We start from the raw sequence: 23871 nt of genomic DNA on the forward strand, positions 1-23871 counted from the left end.
CGGCCCCCGACCCCGCCCCCCGACTAAGCGATCTTGTAGCCGCGGTGCAGCGAGACGATCCCGCCGGTCAGGTTCCGCCAGGCGACCTTCGACCAGCCGTTGTCCTGGAGCTTGGCGGCCAGTCCGGGCTGGTCCGGCCAGGCCCGGATGGACTCGGCGAGGTAGACGTACGCCTCCGGGTTGCTGCTGACAGCGGTGGCCACCGGCGGCAGCGCGCGCATCAGGTACTCGGTGTAGACCGTCCGGAACGGCGTCCAGGTCGGGGTGGAGAACTCGCAGATCACCAGCTTGCCGCCGGGCTTGGTGACCCGCAGCATCTCGCTCAGCGCCGCGTCGGTGTCCTGGACGTTGCGCAGGGCGAAGGAGATCGTCACCGAGTCGAAGGTGTCGTCCGCGAACGGCAGCCGGGTGGCGTCGCCGGCGGTGAGCGCCAGCTCGGGGTGGCGCTGCTTGCCCTCAGTGAGCATGCCGACCGAGAAGTCGCAGGGGACGACCTTCGCCCCGGCCTCGACGAAGGGCAGCGAGGAGGTGCCGGTGCCGGCCCCGAGGTCGAGCACGATGTCCCCCGGCCCGGCGTCCACCGCCTCGGCCACCGCCCGGCGCCAGGCGCGGGCCTGGCCGAGGGAGAGCACGTCGTTGGTGCGGTCGTACTTGGCCGCGACGTCGTCGAACATGGCGGCGACTTCGTGCGGCTGCTTGTCCAGAGAGGCTCGGGTCACGCCCCCATTGTTCACCCTCGCACGGACGCCCCGACCAACGGGGCACGCCGGCCCCGCCCGGAGCCGGGCCCGCCGCGGCCCCGGCCGCATCTCGGAGCAGCCCCGCCGGGCCACGCACCCGGGCCACGCACCCGGGCCACCCGGCCCCCACCCGGCACCCACCCGGCGCGCGCCCCGTCAGTGCTGGGCGCGCCGCCCGCCCGCGCGGCGCCGCCGGCGGGACCGCTTGCCGTGGGTTATCGCGGGCATCCCGTCCGCCAGCGCCCCCGTCGCCAGTGCGAGGTTGGCGGCCAGTTTCCCCTGCCCGCCGCGGACCGCGAGCGCCTTGTGGTGCCGTCGGATGCGCAGCACGCAGATCACGAAGAGCACCACGGCCACCGGCACGCTGAACCGGGCCAGGCCCACGCCGACCGGTTGCGGGTAGGTGTCTCCGCAGATCCGCACCGCGCCCGGGTCGTCGGCGGCGTGCTCCAGGCAGACCGCGTCGCCGAGCTTGGCGGCGTCCGACAGCGGCAGCGCGGCTGCGGTGTACGGCTCGCCGCCGGCCCGGTAGCTGACGGCGCTGTAGGTGCCGCCGCCGGTCGGGAGCTGGGTGACGACGCCCTCGACTCTCACCGGGTGCGCCTCGATCCGGTCGGCCTGGTCGGCCTGGCGCCAACCCAGCAGGCACATGCCGACGGCCAGCACGGCGCTGAGCACGGCGGCGAGGTACCAACCACGGCCCATCCGCGGGGTGCGCGGCGGGGGAACGGTCGCGGTTCGCATGGTTCCTGTCCTGGCTTGCCTTCGGGGCCGGGGACACGGCCCCGCCACCCGCGGGCGCGGGCGGTGGTGTGGTGAGGGTAGTGAGCTGTCCGGGATCGTATCCGCTGGCGGGCCCTCAGGTCACGGCGAAGGGGCAATCACTCTCCGCCACCGGCACCGGAGTTCGGGTGCACACGAAGGAAGTCCCGTGCGCCACAAGGAAATCCGCCTACCAACGAGTACGTCACACCTGCCGTGACGACCGTCTCACCGTCGGCGGTACACCAACCGCCCACCCAGCACCGTGGCCAGGCACCCGCCCGCCGCCGGTTCGACGCCCCCGCGCCCCGCGCCCGGGGGCACCGCGACCGGGAACACCGCGAAGTCCGCCCGCCCCCCGGCCGCCACCCGTCCGTACACGGCCTCCGCGAACGGCAGGACGGCCAGCGGGTCCAGCGGCCCCACCCCGGAGCCGCCCGAATCACCGCCCGAATCACCGCTCGAATCGTTGTCCGAATCACCGCGCGGGCCGCCACCCGGCCCACCGGCCACGGCGGAAGGACCGGGCAGCCCCACGATCCCCGACCGCGCCACCGCCGTCCGCACCGAGGTCCGCTCGAAGGGCCCGGTCACCGCCGTCACCCCGTACCCGAGCATCCGCTGGAGCCCCCGCCGCGCGCTGGCCCCGCACCGCGCCTCGTCCGCAGGGCCGACCGCCGCGCCCGCCGCCGCGCCCGCCGACCAGCCCGCCGGCCCGTCCGCCACCGGCTCGACGCCGATCTCCTCCCGCGGATCCGGGTGGTACGCGCGTTCCAGCAGCCAGTGCCCGTACGGGTTGCGCAGCCCGGGGGCGAGCACGGCCTCTCCCCAGTCCCGCACCCGGGCGCCCGGGTGCGCGGCCGCCAGTTCCTCGTACGGCCCGACGGCTTCCACCAGCTCACCGCGCACGACCACCGCCCCGTCGGCGATGGACGGGGCGGTCGGATCGGCCGGGTCGGGCAGCACGAACGCCGCCCGGTGCAGGGTCAGCACAACAGCGCCTTCCACGTCAGCGGCAAAAGCAACGGCACGGACAGCAACGGCACCGGCACCGGCACCGGCACCGACGGCACGGACAGCACCGGCACCGGCACCGACGGGCTACGGAAGCCGCGGCGGGATCAGTTGTCCAGGATCTTCAGCTCGGGGTGCGCGGTGCCGCCCTCGATCGCCGTGGAGGCGATGTGCGAGGCGACCCGCGGGTCGACCGGGTCGTTGGCCGGGTCGTCCAGCACCCGCAGGTGCTCGTACGTGGTCGAGCGCTGCGCCGGAACGCGGTCGGCGGCCCGGATGAGGTGGATCAGCTCGGTGAGGTTGGAGCGGTGCTTGGCGCCCGCCGCCGAGACGACGTTCTCCTCCAGCATCACGGACCCGAGGTCGTCAGCACCGTAGTGCAGCGACAGCTGGCCGGCCTCCTTGCCGGTGGTCAGCCAGGAGCCCTGGATGTGGGCGACGTTGTCGAGGAACAGGCGGGCGATCGCGATCATCCGCAGGTACTCGAAGACGGTGGCCTGGGTCAAGCCCTTGAGGTGGTTGTTCTGCGGCTGGTAGGTGTACGGGATGAACGCCCGGAAGCCGCCGGTGCGGTCCTGCACGTCGCGGATCATGCGCAGGTGCTCGATCCGCTCGGCGTTGGTCTCGCCGGTGCCCATCAGCATGGTGGAGGTGGACTCCACGCCGAGGCCGTGGGCGATCTCCATGATCTCCAGCCAGCGCTCGCCGGACTCCTTCAGCGGGGCGATCGCCTTGCGCGGCCGCTCCGGCAGGAGTTCGGCGCCGGCGCCGGCGAAGGAGTCCAGGCCCGCCTTGTGGATCCGGGTGATGGCCTCCTCGACGGAGACGCCCGAGATCCGCGCCATGTGCTCGACCTCGGAGGCGCCCAGCGAGTGGATCACCAGCTGCGGGAAGTCGGCCTTGATCGCCGAGAACGCGCGCTCGTAGTACTCCACGCCGTAGTCCGGGTGGTGGCCGCCCTGGAACATGATCTGGGTGCCGCCCAGCTCGACCGTCTCGGCGCAGCGGCGCAGGATCTCGTCGAGCTCCCGGGACCAGCCCTTGTCGCTCTTCGGCGGCACGTAGAAGGCGCAGAACTTGCACGCCGTCACACAGACGTTGGTGTAGTTGATGTTGCGCTCGATGATGTACGTCGCGATGTGCTCGGTACCCGCGTAGCGACGGCGGCGCACCGCGTCGGCGGCGGAGCCGAGCGCGTGCAGCGGCGCCGAGCGGTAGAGCTCCAGCGCCTCCTCCGGGGTGATCCGGCCACCGGCGGCGGCCCGGTCGAGCACGGCCTTCAGGTCGGTGCTGGACGCATCGAGGGTGGTCGCTGCGAGCTCGGTCACCTGGCGGCCTTCTCTCTCTCAAGTGCAACTCGGGTACGGCCGAACCAGCCTACGCCAGCGCGTTCCGCCGCCCGCGCCAGCCCGCTGAACTGCGCACGGACCGCCCCGGCGCGACCCTGGCCGACCCTGGCCGACCCGCCCCTCTCAGCCTCCCGTCCCGTTCGTTCCGTTCGTCCTGCGCATCGTGCCGGCCGGATTCCCGGCCGGCGGGTCGGCGGAGGTGAAGCGGATCGTCCCGTCGGACTGGAGGGTGAGCGTTTCCGCGTCGGAGCCGCCGGTGCAGGCGCCGGGGATCGAGGAGCGGACCAGCCGGGAGTGGAACACCAGCCGGGTGGGGGTGGCCGACGAGAGCGTCCAGGAGCCCTCGCAGCTGAGCGGGATCAGCCCGGAGACGGCGTTGCGGCTGGTGGCGCCCTCCTGACCGATCGCCGCCGGACGGATGGTGAGCGTCGTGGTCCCGCCGGGCAGCCCCTTGTCGGTGACCACGTCCCCGCTCCAGGTGCCCAGGAAGGCGGCGGGCACCACGCTCGGCCCGCCAGGCCCACCAGGCCCGCTCGACGCCTCACCCGGAACGGAGGCCGTCGCACTCCCCGGAACACCGGAGGCCGGTGCCGCCCCGGAGGCCGAAGCCGCCCCGGAGGCGAGGGCGCCGCTCGGCAGGACGGCCCGACCCGGATCGACGGAGACCTCCGGCAACGGCCGCACCGAGGGCCCCGACACCGCCGGATCGGCCCGGTGGAGCCACCCGTACAGCCCGTACCCGCCGCCGAGCACCACGAGCGCCGCCGCGGCCACCGCGGCGATCCGGACGCGCCGCGGCCGTGCCTTCGCGGGCTCGGCCCCCACGCCCGCGCACAGCGGCGGGTGCGCTCCCTCCCCCTCCGCCCCGGCGGCCCCGGACACGGAGGTCGGAGTCCGCACCGCCTCCGCCGGCGACGCTGTCACCTCTCCCGGCGCCGCCCCGGACGGAGCAGGCTCCCCCTCCAGGTCCAGCAGCTCCACCGCGCTGCGCCCCACCCCCGCCGCCAGCTCGGCCGGCAGCCAGCCGCCCCGCGACAGCCGGACGGCCGCCGTGCCGTCCGGGTCCAGCCGGGCGCGCAGCTGCCGCGGGGTGGGACGGGCGGCCGGGTCCTTGGCCAGGCAGTCGAGGACGGTCCCGCGCAGCGGTTCCGGCAGCCCGGCCAGGTCCGGTTCCTCGTGCAGCACCCGGTAGAGCAGCACCGCCGCGCTGACGCCTTCCCCGAAGGGGTGCACGCCGGTCGCGGCGAAGGCGAGGACGGCGCCGAGCGAGAAGACGTCCCCGGCCGGACCGACCGGCTGCCCGTTCGCCTGTTCGGGTGACATGAAGCCGGGTGAACCAACCACATAGCCCGAACGGGTGAGGCCGCCGGCGGCGTCCAGCGCCCGGGCGATCCCGAAGTCGATCAGCCGCGGTCCGTCCAGGGTGAGCAGCACGTTGGACGGTTTGACGTCCCGGTGCACCAGGCCGAGCCCGTGGACGTGGTCCAGGGCCCCTGCCAGTCCGGTGCCGAGTGAGCGCACGGCCGGTTCGGGCAGCGGCCCGTACGTCCGGACGGCGTCGCCGAGCGCGGGGCCCGCCACGTAGCCGGTGGCGACCCAGGGCTGCCCGCCCTCGGTGTCGGCGTCCAGCACGGGCGCGGTCCAGGTGCCGCCGACCCTCCGGGCGGCGGCCACCTCCTGCCGGAACCGGGCACGGAACTCGGCGTCGTCCGCGAGCTCCGACCGCACCACCTTGACGGCGACGGTGCGCCCGCCGGCCGTCCGGCCGAGGTAGACCCGGCCCATCCCGCCCGAGCCGAGCCGCCGCAGCAGCCGGTAGCCGCCCACCTGGCGCGGATCGTCCGACCCCAGTGCCCGCATGCCCGCACGCTCCCCTCGCCCGCCCGCCCGACCGGCCGGCCGTCCGTCCGGCCGCACGTCCCGCCGATCATGGACCGACCACCGGCCGACCACCGGACGCGCCTCGGGTGCAGACCGTACCGGCCCCGGCCCGGCCCCGCCCCGCCTTCGAGCGGGGCCGGGACCGGGCGCGAGGCCGGGGCGCGGGGCCGGGACCGAAACCGGGACCGGGCGAGCGGGACGGGCACCGGCGCCGCAGTCCCGGGCCGGTCCCGCACCCCCACTACCCCAGCGGCAGCGCCGCCGGCTCCAGCAGCCGCACCGCGACGTCCGGGGCGAACCCGCTGTCGTGCGCGACCCGCCGGGCGAACTCCGCGACGCCGGCCAGTTGCCGCCCGCCGAGCGAGAAGTCGAGCGCCTCGCTGAAGTACCGCTCCAGCACGTCCGCCCCGAAGGCCTCCCAGCGGGCTGCCTGCTCGGCGACCTTGGCGGCCTCCACCAGCGACAGGTCGCGGGACTCCAGGAAGGCCCGGTGCACCGCGGCGGTCAGCTCCGGGGCTCGTTCGGCGAACTCGCGCCGCACCGCCCAGACCGCGAAGACGAACGGCAGGCCGGTCCACTCCTTCCACATCTCGCCGAGGTCGTGGACGGTCAGCCCGAGGTCGGCGGCCTGTCCGAGGTAGGCGCGCAGGGCGGGGTCGCCGATCAGGACGGCGGCGTCGGCCTCGGCGAGCATCGCGCTGAGGTCCGGGGGGCAGCTGAAGTAGTCCGGGCGTACGCCCTCGCGCTCCTCCAGGAGGAGCCGGGCGAGCCGTACGGAGGTGCGGCTGGTGGAGCCGAGGGCGACCCGGCGGCCGTCGAGCTCGGCGAGCGGCACCTTGCTCACGATCAGGCAGGACATCACCGGGCCGTCGCTGCCGACCGCGATGTCCGGCAGGACCAGCAGGTCGTCGGCGTTGCGCAGGTACTCGACGCAGGTGATGGGGCCGATGTCCAGGGTGCCGTCGACGAGCTGGTCGCTCAGCTTCTCCGGGGTGTCCTTGGTGAGGTCCAGATCGAGCAGGTTGCCGGTCCTGGCGAGCCCCCAGTAGAGGGGTACGCAGTTCAGGAACTGGATGTGGCCGACCCGCGGCCTGACCGGAGTGTTCTGTCGGGGCTCCCGCGTCCGCGCGTCCGGTGTTCTTGCTTCCGGTGCTGCCACTGCGCCGCTCCCTTGCTGTTCGTGCCTCCACGCAGCGTATGCCTGCTGTTCCCGGCGGCTCGCACCGGCCACCCGACACGCCCTCGCGCGCCGCCCGGGCGGCTTTCCGCACTCGCCACCGCCCTTACGACACGCGCCTTCCACGCCGTAAGTGACCTCTGGTCGTCACAGCGGCCGCATGCTAGCGTTGCCCTCAGTTGCAGTTTGATTCCCCTTGCAGTACTTGAAGCCTGCGGAGCATGTAACCGCAGGCTTTTTGTAGTTTTTCAGCAATATCGAAAAATTTCGGACACGTCCGGAGGCAGGGCGATCAGCGCAGCGGACCGGGTGCCACACGGTGTGGCCCCCGACACGCATCGCAAGGAGAACGGCATGGCTCAGGGAACCGTCAAGTGGTTCAACGCTGAGAAGGGCTTCGGCTTCATCGCCCAGGAGGGCGGCGGCCCCGACGTCTTCGTTCACTACTCCGCCATCAACGCGAACGGCTTCCGCTCGCTGGAGGAGAACCAGCAGGTCACCTTCGACGTCACCCAGGGTCCGAAGGGCCCGCAGGCGGAGAACGTCAGCGCTGTCTGACCATCCTCTGATGATCTGATCGCTCGGGACCCGCACGGGTCCGTCGGCGGCTCCCGACAGCCGCCACCATGAGCACAAGAGCAGTACCCAAGGGGGCCCGCCCATCCGGCGGGCCCCCTGCCTTTTCGAACACCTCCGCTCGGAGTTCGCATGCGGAGCAGGAGAAGAGGAATGCGGAAAGGGCCCTCCCCCGTCACCGGGAGAGGGCCCTTTCCGTCACGCCGATCGAACGTCCCCTCTGGCGTTCGATCGGACATCCGGCCACCGGCCGAGCGGCCGGGCCGGGAGCCGGACGAGCCTCAGGCCGTCGCCGCGGCCGCGGCCTTGGCGCCCTGACCGGCGACGGCGACGGGCTTCGCGTCCTCGTCGTACAGGTCACCGGACGGGTTGTTGTAGGCGGCGACGTCCAGGATCTTCTCCCGGGCGGCGACCACGATCGGCACGACGACCTGACCGGCCACGTTGGTCGCGGTGCGCATCATGTCCAGGATCGGGTCGATCGCCAGCAGCAGGCCGACGCCCTCCAGCGGCAGGCCCAGGGTGGACAGGGTCAGCGTCAGCATGATGATCGCGCCGGTGAGGCCCGCGGTGGCGGCCGAGCCGACCACCGAGACGAAGGCGATCAGGATGTAGTCCTTGATGCCCAGCTCGATGTTGAAGACCTGGGCGACGAAGATCGCGGCGACGGCCGGGTAGATCGAGGCGCAGCCGTCCATCTTGGTGGTGGCGCCGAACGGCACGGAGAAGGACGCGTACTCGCTCGGGACGCCGAGGCGCTCGGTGACGCGGCGGGTGACCGGCAGGGTGCCGACCGAGGAGCGGGAGACGAAGGCCAGCTGGATCGCCGGCCAGGCGCCCTTGAAGAAGTGCAGCGGGTTGAGCCCGGCGGCGAAGCGCAGCACCAGCGAGTAGACGACGAACATGACCAGCGCGCAGCCGAGGTAGATGTCCAGGGTCAGCGTGGCGAAGGGCTTCAGCAGGTCCCAGCCGTACTTGGCGACGGACTTGCCGATCAGGCCGAGGGTGCCGAGCGGGGAGAGCCGGATGACCCACCACAGCGCGGTCTGGGTCAGCTCCAGCACGGACTCGCTGAGCTTGAGCACCGGCTCGGCCTTGGCGCCGAGCTTGATGATCGCCGCGCCGACCACGACCGCCAGGAAGACGATCTGGAGGACGTTCACCTTGGCGAAGGAGTCGACGATGTTGGTCGGGAAGATCCCGGTCAGGAAGTCGATCCAGGTGCCCTTGGAGTCGAGCGCCTTGAGGCCCTCGGTCTTCAGGTTGGTGCCCTCGCCCGGGTTGGTCAGCAGGCCCAGGCCGATGCCGATGCCGACCGCGATCAGCGAGGTGATCATGAACCAGAGCAGCGTGCGGGTGGCCAGGCGGGCCGCGTTGGTCACGTTGCGCAGGTTGGCGACGCTCACCACGATCGCGGTGAACACCAGCGGCGGGACGGCCAGCTTGAGCAGCTGGACGAAGATCTTGCCGATGGTCTCCAGGGTGGTCGCGAGCCAGGAGATGTCGGCGGCACGGGCCAGGTAGCCGAGGCCGACACCGAGCACGAGGCCGGCGACGATCTGCACCCAGAAGGGCGTCTTGCGGATGCGGGCGAGCACGGACGGCGACGAGGTCGCCTCGGGCGCTGTGGACATGGGGGAGCGTCTCCGGGGGAGGGCGTTGCGACGGTGAGGTGGGGGCGGAGCGGGCGGCACGGCGCGGGGCCGGACGGAAGGGTCGGCCCCGGTCAGGGGCGTGCCGCCCCGGTACAGCTCGGGGACATGCGGCAGCTCGGGGACGTGCAGCACATCGCGCGACAACGGCGCGGACCGTCCACAGCACCGGCCAGAGCACACGGGCGGGGGGCACCGGGCAGCGGGCCCGGGCCGTGCATCCGCAGTGCGTCTGAGGCTGTCATGGCCGATACGTTAGCAGCAAAGGTTTGAGATGTTCAAAGTACTTGTTTGAGATGACCTGAGGTTCCCACCCTTCCCGGCCCCGCCGCGGACCCGGACTCCGGACACGAACGAAGCTGACGTCCCATCAGATCCACTGACCGGCCCGATTGACCGGCGAGCAGTTATACGTATAACTTTGACGGCGCCCCCGCCCCTGCCAGCCCACCCGGAGAGGACGCCGATGGGCTACCTAGCCCTGCTCCGCGCCCCGCACGTCACCCGCCTGCTGCTCGGCACCCTGCTCGGCCGTCTGCCCGCCGGCATGACCGCCCTCGTCATCGCCCTCGCCCTGCGCGACGCCGGAGTGGCGTACGGCCGGGTCGGGCTGGCCACCTCCGCCTACGCGATCGCCGCCGCCATCGGCGGGCCGGTGCTCGGCCGGATCGTGGACCGCACCGGACAGCCCCGCGTCCTGCTCGCCTCCGCCGTGGTGGCCGGCGGCGGGTACGCCCTGCTCGCCCTCGCCCCCGGCTCCGCGATCGGCGCACCCGTCGGGGCCGCGATCGCCGGCCTCGCCATGCCCCCGCTGGAGCCCTGCCTGCGCTCGCTCTGGCCGGACGTGGTCGAGGAGGAGCAGCTCGACACCGCGTACGCCTTCGACTCGGCCTCCCAGCAGATCCTCTACGTGGCCGGCCCGCTGGCCGTCGCCGCCATCTCCGGACTGTTCAGCCCGCTCGCCGCGCTCTGGGTGGCCGCGGGGCTCGGACTCGCCGGCGCCCTGGTCGTCGCCACCACCGGACCCGCCCGGGCCTGGCGCGCCCCGGAACGGGCGGAGTCCGCCGGACTGCTCGGGCCGCTGCGCTCCCCCGGACTGGTACTGCTACTGGTCGGACTGGCCGGCGCCGGCTGGGCGGTCGGCGCGCAGAACGTGCTGTTCATCGCCTACGCCGAGCGCCACGTCGGCACCCTGCCCGGCGGCGGAGGCACCCTGCTGGCCCTGGCCGCGCTCGGCGGCCTGCTCGGCGCGCTCGCCTACGGCACCGTCACCTGGCGGCAGACCACGGCCACCCGCACCTGGATGATGGCCCTCGCGATGGCCGTCTCCTACCTGCCGCTGGTCGCCCTGCCCGGGCCGTACCCGATGGCCGCGCTGGCCTTCCTCTCCGGGATCATGCTGGCCCCGCTGCTGGCCGCGGCGTTCGTCCTGGTAGCCGAACTGGCGCCGACCGGCACCGTCACCGAGGCCTTCGCCTGGCTGGTGACGCTGTTCGCCACCGGCAACTCACTCGGCTACGCAGTCTCCGGCAAGCTCGCCGAGGACTCGCTGCGCCCGGTGGCGCTCTGCGCGGTCGGCGGGATCGCGCTCGGCGGGCTGCTGCTGTTCGGCGCCCGACGCTGGTTCCACCCGGCGCCGCTCGCCCCCGCCGCGCAGCCCGTACCGGTGGGCTGACCCACCCCACGAACGACTGCGCCCGCCGGCGGTCTGGCCGGCGGGCGCAGTCTCTTCCCCTCTACCTTTCCCCTCTACGGATGATCAGCTGTGGCGGCCCCGACGACGACGGGCGACCACCGTGAACAGCACGCCGAAGCCCAGGGCCACGGCACCGAGCACGGCCGGCAGCAGGCCGGGCCCACCGGTGTGGGGCAGCTCGCCGCTCCCCTGGCCCGGGAACGGCCGCTGCGGATCCTGCGACGGCGCGCCGGGCTCACCGGTGCTCGACGGCCCGCTCGACGACGGGCCGTCCGACGGGCCGTCGGTCGGGCTGCCGCTCGGGTTGCCGCTCGGGTCGTCCGAGGGGCCGCCGGTCGGACTGCCGGTCGGGCCGCTCGTCGGCGAGGGCGAGTTCGTCGGCGAGCCCGTCGGAGTCCGGGTCGGCGTCTGCGTGGGCGTAGGTGTCTGCGTGGACGTCGGAGTCGACGTCGGCGAGGACGTCGGGGACGGCGACGAGGTCGGCGACGGCGAGTCCGTCGGCGTAGATGTGGGTGTGGGCGTGGGAGTCGGCGTAGGCGTCGGCACGTCCGCCGGCACCAGCCCCAGGTCCAGGCTCAGGTCCCGCGTCCCGCCCGAGAGCCGCACCGTCTGGGTGGTCCCGGTGACCGGGTCGGCGTCCGAGTCCCGTGCCGGGTCCTTCCCCGCGTGACGCACGGTGACCTCGGCGCCCGCCGGAACGGTCGTCAGGTCGAAGCGGACCGCGTACTCCCCGTCCGGCAGCTTGTCGAACAGGTAGTTCCCGTCCGCGCCCGTCACCGTGGTGACCGGCTTGCCCTGCTTGTCCCGGACCGGCCGGCCGGTCCCGTCCAGCAGCTCCACCCGGACGCCCGGCACCCCGCTCTCGCCGGAGTCCTGGACGCCGTTGCCGTCGCGGTCGGCCCAGACGCGGTCGCCGAGCGCGTTGTTCGGCGGCACGGGCGCCTGGACGCCGACGCCGACCTTGGCGGGCTCGGCCGGCAGCAGCGGGCTGCCGGTGGAGTCGATGGCGGTGTAGGCGAAGCTGTTCCAGGCGAAGTCGGCGTTGCCGGCGTCCACCGAGGCGACCATCGGCCAGGTCAGGGTGAACAGCCCGCCCGACGCCAGGGTGCCCGGCCGGCTGACCTTGAACCAGGTGGTGGTCCCCGGGCCGGGGAAGTCGGTGCTCCACCGGGCGTTCCCGTCGCACGGGCCGGGCACGGTGATCGCCCCGGTCACGCAGGGGTTCGGCGAGGTGGTGTACTCGATCGCCACGGTCGGGTCGCTGGAGCTCAGCGGCTGGGTGAGCGAGGGCGTCCAGGCGGAGCCACGCGGGGCGTCGGGGCGCAGCAGGTAGGAGTCGCCCGGGGTGGGCAGCTTGTCGTACGCGACGAAGTCGGTGACCGGGTCGGGCGAGTCGTTGCGGACGGTCAGCCGGTAGGAGAGGCCGCCGCCGGGCGTGGTGGTTCCGGTGGTGGCGTAGTCCGTGTCGAGGTCGCCCTTGACCTCCTTGAACGACCGCAGCACGGCCGGGACCTGCACCTCGACCTTGGAGGAGGCGTGGCACAGGGTCTCGGTGGTGTCGCCGTCGCCGTTCAGGTCGCGGCTGTCCGGCACGCCGCTGTCGGTGCCGAAGTAGGAGCAGGTGACGGGCGTCTCGGCCCCCTCGGTGGTGACGTACACGTCGTTGGTGAGGGTGCCGGGCTTGGCGCTGCCGGCGACCTGGACGTCGATCAGGGTGCGGTGGGCCTTCTGGTCGTTGAGGTACGTCATGTCGGGCGCGCCGGCCGGCCAGGTCAGCTTGAGCAGCTGGCGGCCGTCCGGGCCGGGCAGCACCTGGACGGACCGCGGGGCCGCGGCCTCCGGGTAGGCGGGGTCGGGCCGGGCGCTGCCGTCCTGGTAGACGAGGCCGGGCGGCAGCAGGTCGTACATCACCAGCGGGGTGCCCAGGGTGCGGCCGGTGCGGTTGTACGGGGTGATCCGGAAGGTCGCGATGCCGCCGGGGGCGAGGACCTCGCCGGAGGTGGTGGTCTTGGCGGCGCCCAGGTTGGTGGCCGCGGAGACGGTGGTGTCGGCGCAGGCGTTCGCCGAGGAGGTGGCGCCGGCCGCGTCGGTGCCGGTCACGTCCACGCAGTTGTGCAGCGGACCGGGCGCGGTGCGGCCGTCGTGGCCGGGGGTGACCACCTGGGCGAGCACCTGGACGGCGTTGCCGGGGCTCCAGCCGGTGGGGATGGGGCCGTTCCACTCGAAGCGCAGCCCGTCCAGTCGGCGGCCGGCCGGGATGCCGAGCACGTCGTTCGCCGGGTCCCCGGTGCCCTCGGCGAAGGTGATCCGGCGGCTGCTCGAACCGTCGAACGCCGTGCCGGGGGCGAAGGTCCGCCAAGCCGGGTCGCCGTCGAGGCGGTACTGGAGGGTGAGGCCGATGCCGGCCGGGTTCCAGGCCTCCAGCTGGATGGACTGCGGCATCAGCCAGTTGTAGAGGCCGGGGGTGGTGCCGGCGCCGGGGTCGGTCATCACCAGGCGGGTGGCGGGGCCGGCGATGTTGCCGGGGTGGAGGCTGAAGGAGGCGATGTCGCCGGAGACGACCTTGTCCTGCCAGACCTTGGAGGCGGTGACCTGGATGCCGGTGGTCGGCGGCTGGAAGGTCGGGGACTGGGCGGTGGCGTCGGAGAGGTCGCGCATGCCCTCGGGGCCGAGCGGGTCGCCCTGCAGGACCACCGAGTTGGTGGAGGTGGTGCCGCTGGGGAACGCCGGGTCGGGGTAGTTGACGACCAGGACGCCGGGGTTGCGGCAGCCGGCCTGGCCGTTGCCGGAACGGAAGGCGCCGATGTCGAACACCCAGCGGTCGGGGTCGGCCGGGTCCTGGGTCCAGCCGGGCGAGCGGCCGGTGTCGACGACGGCGCCGGGTGGCAGGGTGTCGACCAGTCGGGCGGCGTCCAGGTCGACGTTGGGGACGCCGCTGGTGGAGCAGGCGCTGAACTGGTAGGTGACCGAGCGGCCGTCCTGACTGCTGGTCTGCACGCCCTTGGTGACCTTGTAGTCGGGCTGGACGACGGCACCGGTGGTGGCGGAGCCGGTCTGCGCGGGCTCGCCGTCGGCGGTCAGGGTCGCCGAGTTGACGGCCTCGGTGCCGTCGGGGGTGGTGAAGTTCGGGAACCGGAGGACGACCTTGACGGTCGCGGTGGTCCCCGGGGTGAGGGTGAGGAGCTTGATGTCGAGGGTGCCGCCGACGGTGCCGGCCGCCGGGACGGTCGAGCCGGCGACGTCGACGGTGCTCGCGTCCGGGGTCCAGCCGACGAACTCCATCCCGGCGGGGAGGGTGTCGGTGATCCGGCCGTTGGCGCAGTCGGTGACCGAGCAGGTGTAGCGCAGGGTGTAGGTGACGTTCTCGCCGGGTGCCACCGTCGGCTTGTCCACCGTCTTGGTGAAGCTGACGGCGGCTTGGGCGGTCGGGGCGGTGAGGGTGCCGGTGAGCAGCGTGCCCGCGAAGAGGCCCAGGGCGGTGGCCATTCGGCCTGCCCTGGACGGGGGTGAGGGTATTGATCGGAGCGTCCGCATGCTGGAATCTCACCCTCCGTTAATCCGAATGGAGGTACGACGCGAGAGTAAATGAGCACTTTTCACCCGATTGGAGCAGTCAAAGGGCCAGGCACGGGGCAAACCGGACGGGCCATCGCCATCCGTCGGTGACGGTATGTGATCAGTCGGTTGAGACCGTAGCGGTCGGAGCCGCACCGGCCGGCGCCGTGGAGGAGCGCAGCACCAGGGACGCGGCCAGCGGCGCGACCGGCACCACCCGCTCCCCGCGCAGCAGCGCCGCCAGCGCGGCCGCGCCCGCCCGGCCCAGTTCCTCGCCCGGCAGGTCGACGGTGGTCAGCGGCGGGACGAGCAGCGCGGCCACCGTGACGTTGTCCATGCCGACCACCGACAGGTCCTCCGGCACCCGCAACCCCAGCTCCGCGGCGGCCTGGTAGACCCCGGAGGCGACCACGTCGTCGTCGCAGACCACGGCGCGCGGCCGGTCCGCCCGCTCCAGCAGCCGGCCCGCGACGGCCCGCGCGGCCCGGTGGCCCTCGTTCAGGCTCACCCCCAGCTCCACGACGTCCAGGTCGAGTTCGCGCACGGCCTGCTCGAAGGCGGCCTGCCGCACCCGGAAGGTGTAAGCGGAGTGGCTGGAGCGCAGCCGGCCGATCCTGCGGTGGCCGAGCGCGGCCAGGTGCTCGACCGCGGCCCGCATGCCGCCGGCCACGTCGAGCTCGACGGTCGGGCGCGCCCGGTCGGTGCCGGGGTCGGCGTCCAGGAAGACGACGGGGGTGTCGGCGGGCAGCTCGCCGAGCTGGCTGTCGTCCGGGGAGCAGATCAGCAGGCCGTCGAAGCGGCCCGCAGTGGCGGCCTCGGTGAGGGTGGCGCGGCCCCAGCCGGAGCTGACCACCACGGCCAGGCCGTTGCGGCCGGCCTCCTCGTGGACGCCCTCCAGCACCCGGCCGAAGAAGGGGCCCTGGAGGTTCGGCACGGCCAGCAGGATCATCCCGCTGCGGCCGAGCCGCAGCTGCCGGCCGGCCGCCTGCGGGCGGTAGCCGAGGCTGTCGGCGGCCTGCCGGACCCGCTCCCGGGTGGCCTCGGAGACCCGTCGGCCGGCCTCGGCGCCGGAGAAGACCAGGGAGACCGTGGCCTGGGAGACCCCGGCGAGCCGGGCCACGTCCCGGCCGGTGGGCCGCCGGACGGGGGCCGGCCAGGTGCCGAGCGCGGCCTCGGCGGGCGCCCCCTCCCCGGCGGCCCGGCGCTCGGACGGATCCGGCGACGGCACGGACGGCACGGACGGATCCGGCGACGGCACAGGCGGCTCGGACGGCACAGGCGGCTCGGACGGCACAGGCGGCTCGGACGGCACGGAGCCTCGGGCGGCGGGCACGGCGGTTGCGCTCGCGGGTGGGGCCGGGGTCAGCTCTGGCCGGCGGCGGCCGCGCGGGCGGCGTCGTCGACGGCGTCCTCCTCGGCGTTCTGCGCGGCGATCCGGTCGGCGGTACGGCTGCGCAGCCCGGTGACCTTGCCGCTGATCTGCGCGGACATCTCGTCGCGCTGCCTGCTCAGCAGCGCGTAGCTGAGCGGCGCGGAGGCGAGCGCGGCCAGCAGGAAGAGGAAGACCACGCCGGCCTCACCGCTGACCGGGATGACCCCGAAGTGCCCGAGCAGCAGGGCCACCAGCAGGCAGCCGAGGAAGATGCTGACCCGCAGGGAGGTGTAGCGGAGCGTGGCGTGCGACTTCTCCGGGCCGTTGCTGGTCACTCGACACATCCTTCTTCGTTGCGCTGGGACGGGTCCTCCAGTCAAGCATGCCTGACGGCCGCGGCGGGTCACGGGGCACCCGCTCCGGCCCGCTCCACCCGTCCGGGGCGGGTTTCAGCGCAGGTCGAGCCACAGGGTGATGTCGTCCCGGTCGTCCCCGGGGGCGACCCGGATCGCGGCCGGCACCCGGCCGACCTCCCGGTAGCCGGCGCGGGCGTAGAACCGCTCCAGCCCCAGGCCGCCGCGCGCGGTGAGCCGCAGCGACTCCAGGCCCCACTCCCGGGCCACCCGCTCGGCCTCGGCGAGCAGCCGGGCGCCGTGGCCGTGGCCCTGGAAGTCCGGGTGCACCATGACCCGCTTGAGCATCCGCCAGTGCTCCATGAGGTCGAAGCGCATCGATTCGAAGAACAGCACGCCGACCAGGCGGCCCGTCCCGCTCTCGTGGGCGACCAGCAGCCGGTCCGGGCCGTCCGGCGCCACCCCGGCGAACTGGCGGTCGGCCGTGTTCCAGACCTCTTCCTCGGTGACCGGCGCCACGAAGCCGACCGCGCCGCCGGCGTTGGTGACGTCGGTCCAGAGCCGGACGATGTCCGTCCGCAGGTCGGGGTCGAGCTTCGGGTCCAGGGTGAAGATCAGCGCCATGGGGCGGAGCCTAGACCCCCGGTAGGACGGTCCTGCCGGAGGCCCGGCACCACCCCGGCCACGCGACGCCGCCGTCGCCCGCGCACCGGCCGCCGCCCCCGGGCCGACTGCCCCCGGGGCCGACCGCCACGGGATCGAATGCCGCGGGCCGGCCGTCACGGGCCCTCCGTCACGGGAGGGCAGGCACCGCCCGGTCTCCCCGACCGGTGCCCAGCGCCAGGCAGAGCCCGACCGCGACCACGCACAGCGCTCCGGCGCCGTACCAGGTGAGGTCGTAGTTGCCGAGGGCGTCCCGGGCGAGGCCGGCCAGCCCGGCGACGACGGCCGCGCCGATCTGGTGGGCGGCGAGCACCCAGCCGAAGACGATCGGGGCGTCCTCGCCGAAGTGCCGTCGGCACAGCGCGACGGTCGGCGGCACGGTGGCCACCCAGTCCAGGCCGTAGAAGATCACGAAGGCGAGGATCGGCGGCTGGAGCGATCCGGCCAGCAGCTGCGGCAGCAGGAACAGGGACAGACCGCGCAGCCCGTAGTAGACGGTCAGCAGCAGCCGGGAGTCGGCCCGGTCGGTGAGCCAGCCGCTGAAGACCGTGCCCAGCACGTCGAACACGCCGATCAGGGCGAGCAGGCTCGCGGCGGTGGTGACCGGCATGCCGTGGTCGTGCGCGGCCGGGATGAAGTGGGTGCCGACCAGGCCGGCCGTGGTGGCGCCGCAGATCGCGAAGGAGCCGGCCAGCAGCCAGAACGCCCGGGTGCGGGCGGCGTCCCGCAGCACCCGCAGGGTGCGGGCCACGGCGCGGCCGTCCCGCACCGGCTCGGGCGGGGCCTCGGTGGCGCCGTACGGGAGCAGGCCGAGGTCGGCGGGCCGTTCGCGCATCAGCAGCAGGACCGGGACGGCGACGGCGCTGGCGGCGAGCGAGACCACGACCACGGCCGAGCGCCAGCCGTGCTGCTCGACCAGCCAGGCACCGACCGGCAGGAAGACGAGGTTCCCCGCGGCTCCGGCGGCGGTCAGCACCCCGGTGACCAGGCCCTGGCGGGCCCGGAACCAGCGGCCGGTGATGGTGGTGGCGAACGCGCCGGCCATCGAGCCGCTGCCGAGGCCGACCAGCACGCCCCAGCAGAGCACCAGTTGCCAGGGCTCGCGCATCAGCATGGTCAGCCCGGCGCCGACCGAGATGGTCAGCAGCGCGCAGACCACCACCAGGCGCACCCCGAAACGGTCCATCAGGGCGGCGGCGAAGGGGGCGGTGAGGCCGTAGAGCGCCAGGTTGACGGACGTGGCGCTGGAGATCGTCGCGAGCGACCAGCCGAACTCGTTGTGCAGGGCGTCCATCATCAGGCTCGGCGTGGAGCGGAAGCCGGCCGAGCCGAGCAGGACGAGCAGGGAGACGGCGGCCACCACCCAGGCGTAGTGCACCCGGGGGCGCCCGGCGGGGGCCGGTGGGACGGAGCGGGATGCGGGGGCGAGGACACTGCGTTCGGTCACGCGAACGAGTGTTCCGGGCCGCCCGGGCGCCGGCGAGTGGCCCGGATGACAGCTTTCGCAAGAATCGGGCCACGGCCCGCAGTACGCTGTCCCGGACCCACCGACGCCCGAGGGGACGGCATGGCACACCTGGTCGCGGTACTCGCCCTGGAAGGCGTGATCGCCTTCGAACTCGGCATCCCCGCCCGCATCTTCGGCGGCGCCAAGGACCCGGACGGACGGCCGCTGTACGAGGTGGCCACCTGCACCCTGGACGGAGGGCCGGTCACCACCAGCGCCGACTTCCGGATCGTGGTCGACCACGGGCCCGAACTGCTGGAGCGGGCCGACACGGTGCTGATCCCGGCCTCCGCCGACTCCAGCCCGGCCGTCGCCGACGCCTGCTTCACCCCGGCCCTGGCCGCCGCGCTGGCCCGGATCCGGCCCGGCACCCGGCTGATGTCGATCTGCACCGGCTCCTTCATCCTGGCCGCCGCCGGACTGCTGGACGGCCGGCCGGCCACCACCCACTGGCGCTACACCGAGCGCTTCGCCCGGCTGTTCCCCCGGGTCCGGCTGGACCCCGATGTGCTCTACACCGACGACGGCGACGTCCTCACCTCCGGCGGGGTGGCCGCCGGCGTGGACCTCTGCCTGCACGTGGTGCGCCGCGACCACGGCAGCGCGGTGGCCAACGCGGTGGCCCGCAACTGCCTGGTGCCGCCGTGGCGCGAGGGCGGCCAGAAGCAGTACGTGGAGGCCCCGAGCCCGGTGGAGTCCGGCGGCAACGGCACCGCCGCGGTGCGCGCCTGGGCGCTGGAGCACCTGGACCGGCCGCTGGTCCTGCGCCAACTCGCCGACCGGGCGGGGATGAGCGTGCGGACCTTCACCCGGCGCTTTCGCGAGGAGACCGGCGCCAGCCCCGGCCAGTGGATCACCACCCAGCGCACCGAGCGGGCCCGCCAGCTGCTGGAGCGGACCGACCTGACGATCGACCAGGTCGCCCGGGAGTCCGGATTCGGCACCGCCGCCTCGCTGCGGCTGCAGCTGCGCGGCCGGCTCGACGTCGCGCCGAGCGCCTACCGGCGCACCTTCCGCGCCGTCCCGGAGAGCCGCGCCGTCCCCGAGCACCGCGCCGGCGCCGGGAGCAGCACCGCCCCCGAGAGCCGCACCGGCGCCGAGAGCCCCGCGTCTTCCGGCAGCCCCGTCCGGCGCGCTTCCTGAGCAAAGCCCGGGAGCCGACCGGCCGCTGGCCGGAACTCGTCGCACCAGGGCACCGCATTGGATGGCGGCAGGCCGCACGCACCCCGAGCGCGGTACGGCCGGCCGCCATCCAACCGCGGCGCGCGAGCCCTGAATCCGCGCCGCACCCTCCGCACTCGCCGAGGAGCGGCCCGTGGCCGGTCGCCCCCGGTGCCCCCCTGCTGGCACGAATCCCCTGGACAGCAGCACCACGGCGACGGACGGACGTCCCCTCGGCGTCCCCTCGCGACGGAGCGCCGCACCCAAGCGTGATCAGTCGGATACGTCACGTCAATGGGTAGTCCGAAATTCGGAATGGTTGCGTCACCTTTCGGCCGGTGATCAGCGCCGTGATCGGCACCGCCCGGCGGCCGCCGCGAAAGCCGCTATTGCGCCAATGCCGCCCAGTCCACGTCGGCCAGCGGATCGGCCGGGCGGGCGTCGCTGCCGATCTCGCACCAGACCCGCTTGCCCGGGCCGTCCGGGTACCAGCCCCAGCGTTCGCAGAGCAGCTCGACCAACTCCAGGCCGCGCCCGTTGGTCGCGTCCTCGTCCGCACCCGCGCGCCGCGGGGTCGGGGCGGCCCGGCTCGCGTCGGCGACCTCCACCCGCAACGGGGCGGGCCGACCGCCCTGTCGCGGACCGTCGGCCTCCTCCCCGGCGTCGGCCACCGGCAGACAGAGCATCAGCACGGCCGGACAGCCGGTGTGCACCACGGCGTTGGTCACCAGCTCCGAGACCACCAGCACCACCGTCTCGGCCATCGGCGCGTCCGGGTCCACCCCGTGGTTCAGCAGCCGCGAGCGCACCCACCGGCGGGCCCGGCCGACCTCGGCGGGGTCGGCCTGAACCGCCAGCTGTACCTGAAGAACCTGCACCGCTCCACCACCTGCACTCGCAGTTCGGCCATAGTCCCGATCGGGCCGGATCGGCCGGCGGGCCCTCGCACGTCACCCGGCGCCACCCGAGCCGTACCCGGGCGCCCGCCCGATCCGTCCGCCCGCGCCCATTCGTCCGCGCCGTCTCCTCGGCCGGGCTCCGGCCGCGACAGGAATACGCCTCAGGATGGGCGGGAGAACGGAGCGCAGCAAGCGCTTCGGGCATATTCCGGCGATCGGGCGACAGGGCGGTGCATACTGTCCCGCTCACTCTCGCGAGCCTCGCACCGGTGATCGTCCGGCCCGGGCCGGCCTGCCGGTCCCGCAGTCGGGAACCTACCGCCGTGCGCCGCGCGCGCCCCGTCCGCCACTCGCGAACCACCCGTGCGACGTATGTCCAACGGCTCTCGAACAACGGCACCGCCGGGCGGTCCGGCCCCGGCGCCGGGCGATCCCGCTCGACCGCTCGACGGGCGTGGGACCCGGCCCGCGGACGGGGCCGAGCGGGGAGCCACGACCATGAAGAGGGCGATCCGCGAGGAACGGTTCCGTTCTTGCCGGAATCGCCCCCGGCGCCACCCGGACGCGGGATACCGTGGGGTACGCCAGCGAACCCGTTCAGGAGGGTGGTTCCCGATGGCCACCCCGGAGCGGACCCCGCGCTGGGACGAGCAGTTGCAGCGCCGGCTCGCCCGCGGCGAGGAGACGGCGCTCGGCGAACTCTACGATCAGCTGGCACCGATGGTGCACGGCCTGGCCGGACGGATACTGGCCGACCAGTCCGCCGCCACCCAGCTCACCCGGGAGATCTTCGCCCATGTCTGGGAGCACCCCGAGGACTTCGACCCCGCCCAGGGCACACTGCGCTCCTGGCTCGGCGCGCTGACCCACCACCGCGCGGTCGAACGGCTGCGCGCACGGCGGGCCGCCGAGCGGGCACCGGGCGCGGAGGCCGAGATCCGCGCCGTGGCCACCGCCGCGCGGATGCAGTACGTGGTCGACTCCCTGCCCCAACCCCTGCGTGAGACCATCGCGGTGACGTACTACGACGGCCGCACCTACCGCGAGACGGCCCGGCTGCTCGGCATCAGCGAGCAGGCCGCCAAGCAGCGGATGCGGCTCGGTCTGGAGCTGCTGGCCACCGAACTGGCCGACGAACGCGCCCGCCAGGACGGAACCGGGGACGGGAACGGGGAGACGTGAGCAGCACTGAGGAGCAGCACGACGCCCTGCGCTCGCTGCTCGGCGCGTGGGCCCTCGGCGCCTGCCCGGCCCGCGAGGCCGCCGAGTTGGAGCAGCACCTGCGCGACTGCCGGGAGTGCGCCGAGGAGGCGGCCCGGCTGCGCGAGGCGGCCGGCTGGCTCTCCCTGGACGAGCCGCTGGACCAGCCCGGCTCGCTGCGCCAACAGGTGCTCGACTGGTGCCTGGCCCGCCGGCCGCCCGAACTGCCCGTCCCCGCCTGGGGCATGCCGTACACCGCGGAGACGGCCAAGCTCGACGCGCTGCTGCGCGACCTCGGCCCCGAGGAGTGGCAGGAGGTGGCCGAACTGCCGTGGCACGGCGGCACCGAACTGCTGCGCCCGGCCGAGGTGCTGGGCCGGCTGACCGCGGTGGACGGCTTCCTGGCGCTGGCGCTCGGCCTGCCCGACCCGGTGCCGGCCGCCCCGGGGCTGACCTCGGTGCCGGGCCCGACCGCCGTGCCGGCCGGGCGGCGGGTGCCACCGCAGGAGCCGGCCGCCGGTCCCGCGGTGCCGCGCGTCCCGCCGCAGGGCGGTCCGTACGCCACGATCACCGCCCGCACCGCCCGGCTGGTCGCCGACCAGGCCGGGCTGGCACCGCAGTCGGTGCGCTCCCGCTGGCGGCGGCAGACCCACGACCTGGTGCGCAGCGCGGCGCTCGCGCCGCAGGGCAACACCCCGGTCGACTACGGCTACGCGGTGCTGCCGCTGCGCGACGCCTTCGTGGACCGCGCCTTCGAGTGCTTCGTGCACGGCGAGGACGTGGCCCGGGCGGTCGCCTACCCGTACGCGCCGCCGGCGCCGCAGCACCTGCGGCAGATGGTGGAGCTGGTGGTCCGGCTGCTGCCCCGGGCGCTGGCCGGGCTGCGCGCGGCCCGCCCGGAACACGCCGGAGTGCCGGTCTCGCCGGGTGGTGCGCCGGAGGGCGGGGTCCGGACCGCCCGGCGGGTGCGGCTGATGGTCGACGGCCCGGCGGGCGGCGAGTGGCTGATCACCCTGGACGGCGGCGACGGCCGCCCCGACGGCCCGCCCGACGCGGAGCCGGTGGCCTCGATGGTGCTGGACGGCCTGGAGCTGTGCCAGCTGGCCGCCGCGCACCGCGACCCGGACCGGCTGCCGGTCGGCGCGCACGGCGACCGGGCCGCGGTCCGCGAGGTGCTGCACGCGCTCCCGTTGCTGTCGCGGCCGTAGGGCGCTCCCCGGCCCCGGTTACCCGAAGACGACCGTACGGGTCCCGTCCAGGAGCACCCGGTGCTCGCTGTGCCACTTCACCGCGCGGGCCAGCGCCTGGCACTCGACGTCCCGGCCGAGCGCGACCAGCTGGTCGGGGCTGACGTCGTGGGTGACCCGGGCGACCTCCTGCTCGATGATCGGGCCCTCGTCCAGATCCGCCGTGACGTAGTGGGCGGTGGCGCCGATCAGCTTCACGCCGCGCGCGTGCGCCTGGTGGTACGGCTTGGCGCCCTTGAAGCTCGGCAGGAAGGAGTGGTGGATGTTGATCACGCGGCCGGACAGCTCGGTGCACAGCTGGTCGGAGAGCACCTGCATGTAGCGGGCCAGCACGACCAGTTCGACGTTCTCCTTGGCGACCAGGTCGAGCAGCTGCCGCTCGGCCTCGGCCTTGGTGTCCCGGGTGACCGGGATGTGGTGGAAGGGGACGCCGTAGCTCTCGGTCAGGTCCCGCAGGTCGGTGTGGTTGGAGACCACCGCGGCGATCTCCACCGGCAGGGCGCCGATCCGGGTGCGGTAGAGCAGGTCGTTCAGGCAGTGCCCGAACTTGCTGACCATGAGCACGATCCGCATCTTCTGCTCGGTCGGGTGGATCTGCCAGTCCATCCCGAAGGAGGCGCCGATCGCCGCGAAGCTGGCCCGCAGCTTGTCGGCGGTGACCGGCTCGGGGGCGGAGAAGTGCACCCGCATGAAGAAGAGCCCGCTGTCGCCGTCCCCGAACTGCTGGCTGTCGATGATGTTGCAGCCGGTCATGAAGAGGTAACTGGAGACAGCGTGGACGATGCCCTGCTTGTCGGGGCAGGACAGCGTGAGGACGTACTGGGCGCCGGCCGGCTGCTGTTCCACTGGGGGTATCCCGTTCTGAGGTCGTGACGTGGGTGGATGGTCCAGCGTGTCACATCCCGGACGCCCGCCGCCCGGCTGCCCGCACTGCGGGACGGCGGGCGGGACGGCGGGCGGCGGGCGGCGGGCGGCGGGCGCCCCCCCGGGCAGTACCGGGTGGGGGAGCGCAGCACGTGCCTCGGTCCGAGCCCGCCGAGGACGGTAAGCCGGCCCCGGTGGCCGCG

The 23871-nt window shown here is 74.1% G+C and carries 19 protein-coding genes; 5 read left to right on the top strand and 14 right to left on the bottom strand.

What is annotated here, in order from left to right; genetic code table 11:
- Window positions 1-23 precede the first annotated feature (23 nt).
- From AB0E96_RS08185 to AB0E96_RS08210, 6 genes are all read right to left on the bottom strand, one after another.
- Window positions 24-719: a demethylmenaquinone methyltransferase gene (locus AB0E96_RS08185; RefSeq protein ID WP_359820043.1), complete on the bottom strand. Its 696-nt coding sequence runs from the start codon at window positions 717-719 to the stop codon at window positions 24-26.
- Between the two features lie 177 nt (window positions 720-896).
- Complete coding sequence (locus AB0E96_RS08190) at window positions 897-1484, bottom strand: hypothetical protein (protein ID WP_359820046.1); 588 nt, start codon at window positions 1482-1484, stop codon at window positions 897-899.
- A gap of 246 nt (window positions 1485-1730) precedes the next feature.
- A complete protein-coding gene (locus tag AB0E96_RS08195; RefSeq protein WP_359820048.1) occupies window positions 1731-2495 on the bottom strand; it encodes a hypothetical protein in 765 nt (254 codons plus the stop codon).
- A gap of 128 nt (window positions 2496-2623) precedes the next feature.
- Window positions 2624-3844 (bottom strand): cyclic dehypoxanthinyl futalosine synthase, encoded by a 1221-nt coding sequence (gene mqnC / locus AB0E96_RS08200; protein ID WP_359820051.1) that lies wholly within the window; start codon window positions 3842-3844, stop codon window positions 2624-2626.
- A gap of 144 nt (window positions 3845-3988) precedes the next feature.
- Window positions 3989-5725, bottom strand: coding sequence for a serine/threonine-protein kinase (locus AB0E96_RS08205; protein WP_359820054.1), 1737 nt, complete (start codon window positions 5723-5725; stop codon window positions 3989-3991).
- Between the two features lie 262 nt (window positions 5726-5987).
- Window positions 5988-6821, bottom strand: coding sequence for a menaquinone biosynthesis protein (locus AB0E96_RS08210; protein WP_359820088.1), 834 nt, complete (start codon window positions 6819-6821; stop codon window positions 5988-5990).
- A 456-nt stretch (window positions 6822-7277) separates the two neighbouring features.
- Between AB0E96_RS08210 and AB0E96_RS08215 the strand changes: the two genes are divergently transcribed.
- The gene (locus AB0E96_RS08215; protein ID WP_316526772.1) at window positions 7278-7481 is read left to right on the top strand and encodes a cold-shock protein; all 204 of its coding nucleotides are present in this window, start codon (window positions 7278-7280) and stop codon (window positions 7479-7481) included.
- A 299-nt stretch (window positions 7482-7780) separates the two neighbouring features.
- Here AB0E96_RS08215 and AB0E96_RS08220 read toward each other — a convergent pair whose 3' ends face one another.
- On the bottom strand, window positions 7781-9133 hold the full coding sequence (locus AB0E96_RS08220) for a dicarboxylate/amino acid:cation symporter (protein WP_359820057.1): 1353 nt from the start codon (window positions 9131-9133) through the stop codon (window positions 7781-7783).
- Window positions 9134-9617: 484 nt separating this feature from the next.
- Between AB0E96_RS08220 and AB0E96_RS08225 the strand changes: the two genes are divergently transcribed.
- A complete protein-coding gene (locus AB0E96_RS08225) occupies window positions 9618-10826 on the top strand; it encodes an MFS transporter (protein WP_359820060.1) in 1209 nt (402 codons plus the stop codon).
- 84 nt (window positions 10827-10910) lie between these two features.
- On the opposite strand, the gene AB0E96_RS08230 is transcribed toward AB0E96_RS08225, so the two are convergent.
- The 5 genes from AB0E96_RS08230 to AB0E96_RS08250 form a co-directional block, all read right to left on the bottom strand.
- A complete protein-coding gene (locus AB0E96_RS08230; protein WP_359820062.1) occupies window positions 10911-14333 on the bottom strand; it encodes an SdrD B-like domain-containing protein in 3423 nt (1140 codons plus the stop codon).
- Between the two features lie 190 nt (window positions 14334-14523).
- Entirely contained in the window at window positions 14524-15639 is a 1116-nt protein-coding gene (locus AB0E96_RS08235) for a LacI family DNA-binding transcriptional regulator (RefSeq protein ID WP_359820065.1), read from the bottom strand.
- A gap of 125 nt (window positions 15640-15764) precedes the next feature.
- Entirely contained in the window at window positions 15765-16109 is a 345-nt protein-coding gene (locus AB0E96_RS08240) for a DUF4229 domain-containing protein (protein WP_359820068.1), read from the bottom strand.
- 114 nt (window positions 16110-16223) lie between these two features.
- Window positions 16224-16751: a GNAT family N-acetyltransferase gene (locus AB0E96_RS08245; protein WP_359820070.1), complete on the bottom strand. Its 528-nt coding sequence runs from the start codon at window positions 16749-16751 to the stop codon at window positions 16224-16226.
- A gap of 169 nt (window positions 16752-16920) precedes the next feature.
- Complete coding sequence (locus AB0E96_RS08250; RefSeq protein WP_359820073.1) at window positions 16921-18237, bottom strand: MFS transporter; 1317 nt, start codon at window positions 18235-18237, stop codon at window positions 16921-16923.
- Between the two features lie 120 nt (window positions 18238-18357).
- Here AB0E96_RS08250 and AB0E96_RS08255 point away from each other — a divergent pair, with 120 nt between their 5' ends.
- Window positions 18358-19440 carry a helix-turn-helix domain-containing protein gene (locus AB0E96_RS08255; RefSeq protein ID WP_359820076.1) on the top strand — a complete coding sequence of 361 codons (1083 nt, stop codon included), beginning with the start codon at window positions 18358-18360 and terminating at the stop codon, window positions 19438-19440.
- 404 nt (window positions 19441-19844) lie between these two features.
- On the opposite strand, the gene AB0E96_RS08260 is transcribed toward AB0E96_RS08255, so the two are convergent.
- Window positions 19845-20336: an ATP-binding protein gene (locus AB0E96_RS08260; protein ID WP_359820079.1), complete on the bottom strand. Its 492-nt coding sequence runs from the start codon at window positions 20334-20336 to the stop codon at window positions 19845-19847.
- A gap of 636 nt (window positions 20337-20972) precedes the next feature.
- Between AB0E96_RS08260 and AB0E96_RS08265 the strand changes: the two genes are divergently transcribed.
- Complete coding sequence (locus AB0E96_RS08265; protein ID WP_359820082.1) at window positions 20973-21539, top strand: sigma-70 family RNA polymerase sigma factor; 567 nt, start codon at window positions 20973-20975, stop codon at window positions 21537-21539.
- A complete protein-coding gene (locus AB0E96_RS08270) occupies window positions 21536-22765 on the top strand; it encodes a zf-HC2 domain-containing protein (protein WP_359820085.1) in 1230 nt (409 codons plus the stop codon). The genes AB0E96_RS08265 and AB0E96_RS08270 overlap by 4 nt, the downstream gene beginning before the upstream one ends.
- Before the next feature lie 18 nt (window positions 22766-22783).
- Here the strand turns inward: AB0E96_RS08270 and purU are convergent, their stop codons facing one another.
- Window positions 22784-23659, bottom strand: a complete 876-nt coding sequence (purU, locus tag AB0E96_RS08275; RefSeq protein WP_359820090.1) for a formyltetrahydrofolate deformylase — start codon at window positions 23657-23659, stop codon at window positions 22784-22786.
- Window positions 23660-23871 lie beyond the last annotated feature (212 nt).

This window comes from Kitasatospora sp. NPDC036755 (assembly GCF_040636595.1).
In the GTDB taxonomy this organism is placed as follows: domain Bacteria; phylum Actinomycetota; class Actinomycetes; order Streptomycetales; family Streptomycetaceae; genus Kitasatospora.

What these genes read in the sequence shown, in the direction of transcription:
- AB0E96_RS08265 (WP_359820082.1), top strand. Translation starts at nt 20,973, where the DNA reads ATGGCCACCCCGGAGCGGACCCCGCGCTGGGACGAGCAGTTGCAGCGC.
- AB0E96_RS08245 (WP_359820070.1), bottom strand. Translation starts at nt 16,751, where the DNA reads ATGGCGCTGATCTTCACCCTGGACCCGAAGCTCGACCCCGACCTGCGG.
- AB0E96_RS08230 (WP_359820062.1), bottom strand. Translation starts at nt 14,333, where the DNA reads ATGGCCACCGCCCTGGGCCTCTTCGCGGGCACGCTGCTCACCGGCACC.
- AB0E96_RS08190 (WP_359820046.1), bottom strand. Translation starts at nt 1,484, where the DNA reads ATGCGAACCGCGACCGTTCCCCCGCCGCGCACCCCGCGGATGGGCCGT.
- AB0E96_RS08225 (WP_359820060.1), top strand. Translation starts at nt 9,618, where the DNA reads ATGGGCTACCTAGCCCTGCTCCGCGCCCCGCACGTCACCCGCCTGCTG.
- AB0E96_RS08255 (WP_359820076.1), top strand. Translation starts at nt 18,358, where the DNA reads ATGGCACACCTGGTCGCGGTACTCGCCCTGGAAGGCGTGATCGCCTTC.
- AB0E96_RS08215 (WP_316526772.1), top strand. Translation starts at nt 7,278, where the DNA reads ATGGCTCAGGGAACCGTCAAGTGGTTCAACGCTGAGAAGGGCTTCGGC.
- AB0E96_RS08205 (WP_359820054.1), bottom strand. Translation starts at nt 5,725, where the DNA reads ATGCGGGCACTGGGGTCGGACGATCCGCGCCAGGTGGGCGGCTACCGG.
- AB0E96_RS08220 (WP_359820057.1), bottom strand. Translation starts at nt 9,133, where the DNA reads ATGTCCACAGCGCCCGAGGCGACCTCGTCGCCGTCCGTGCTCGCCCGC.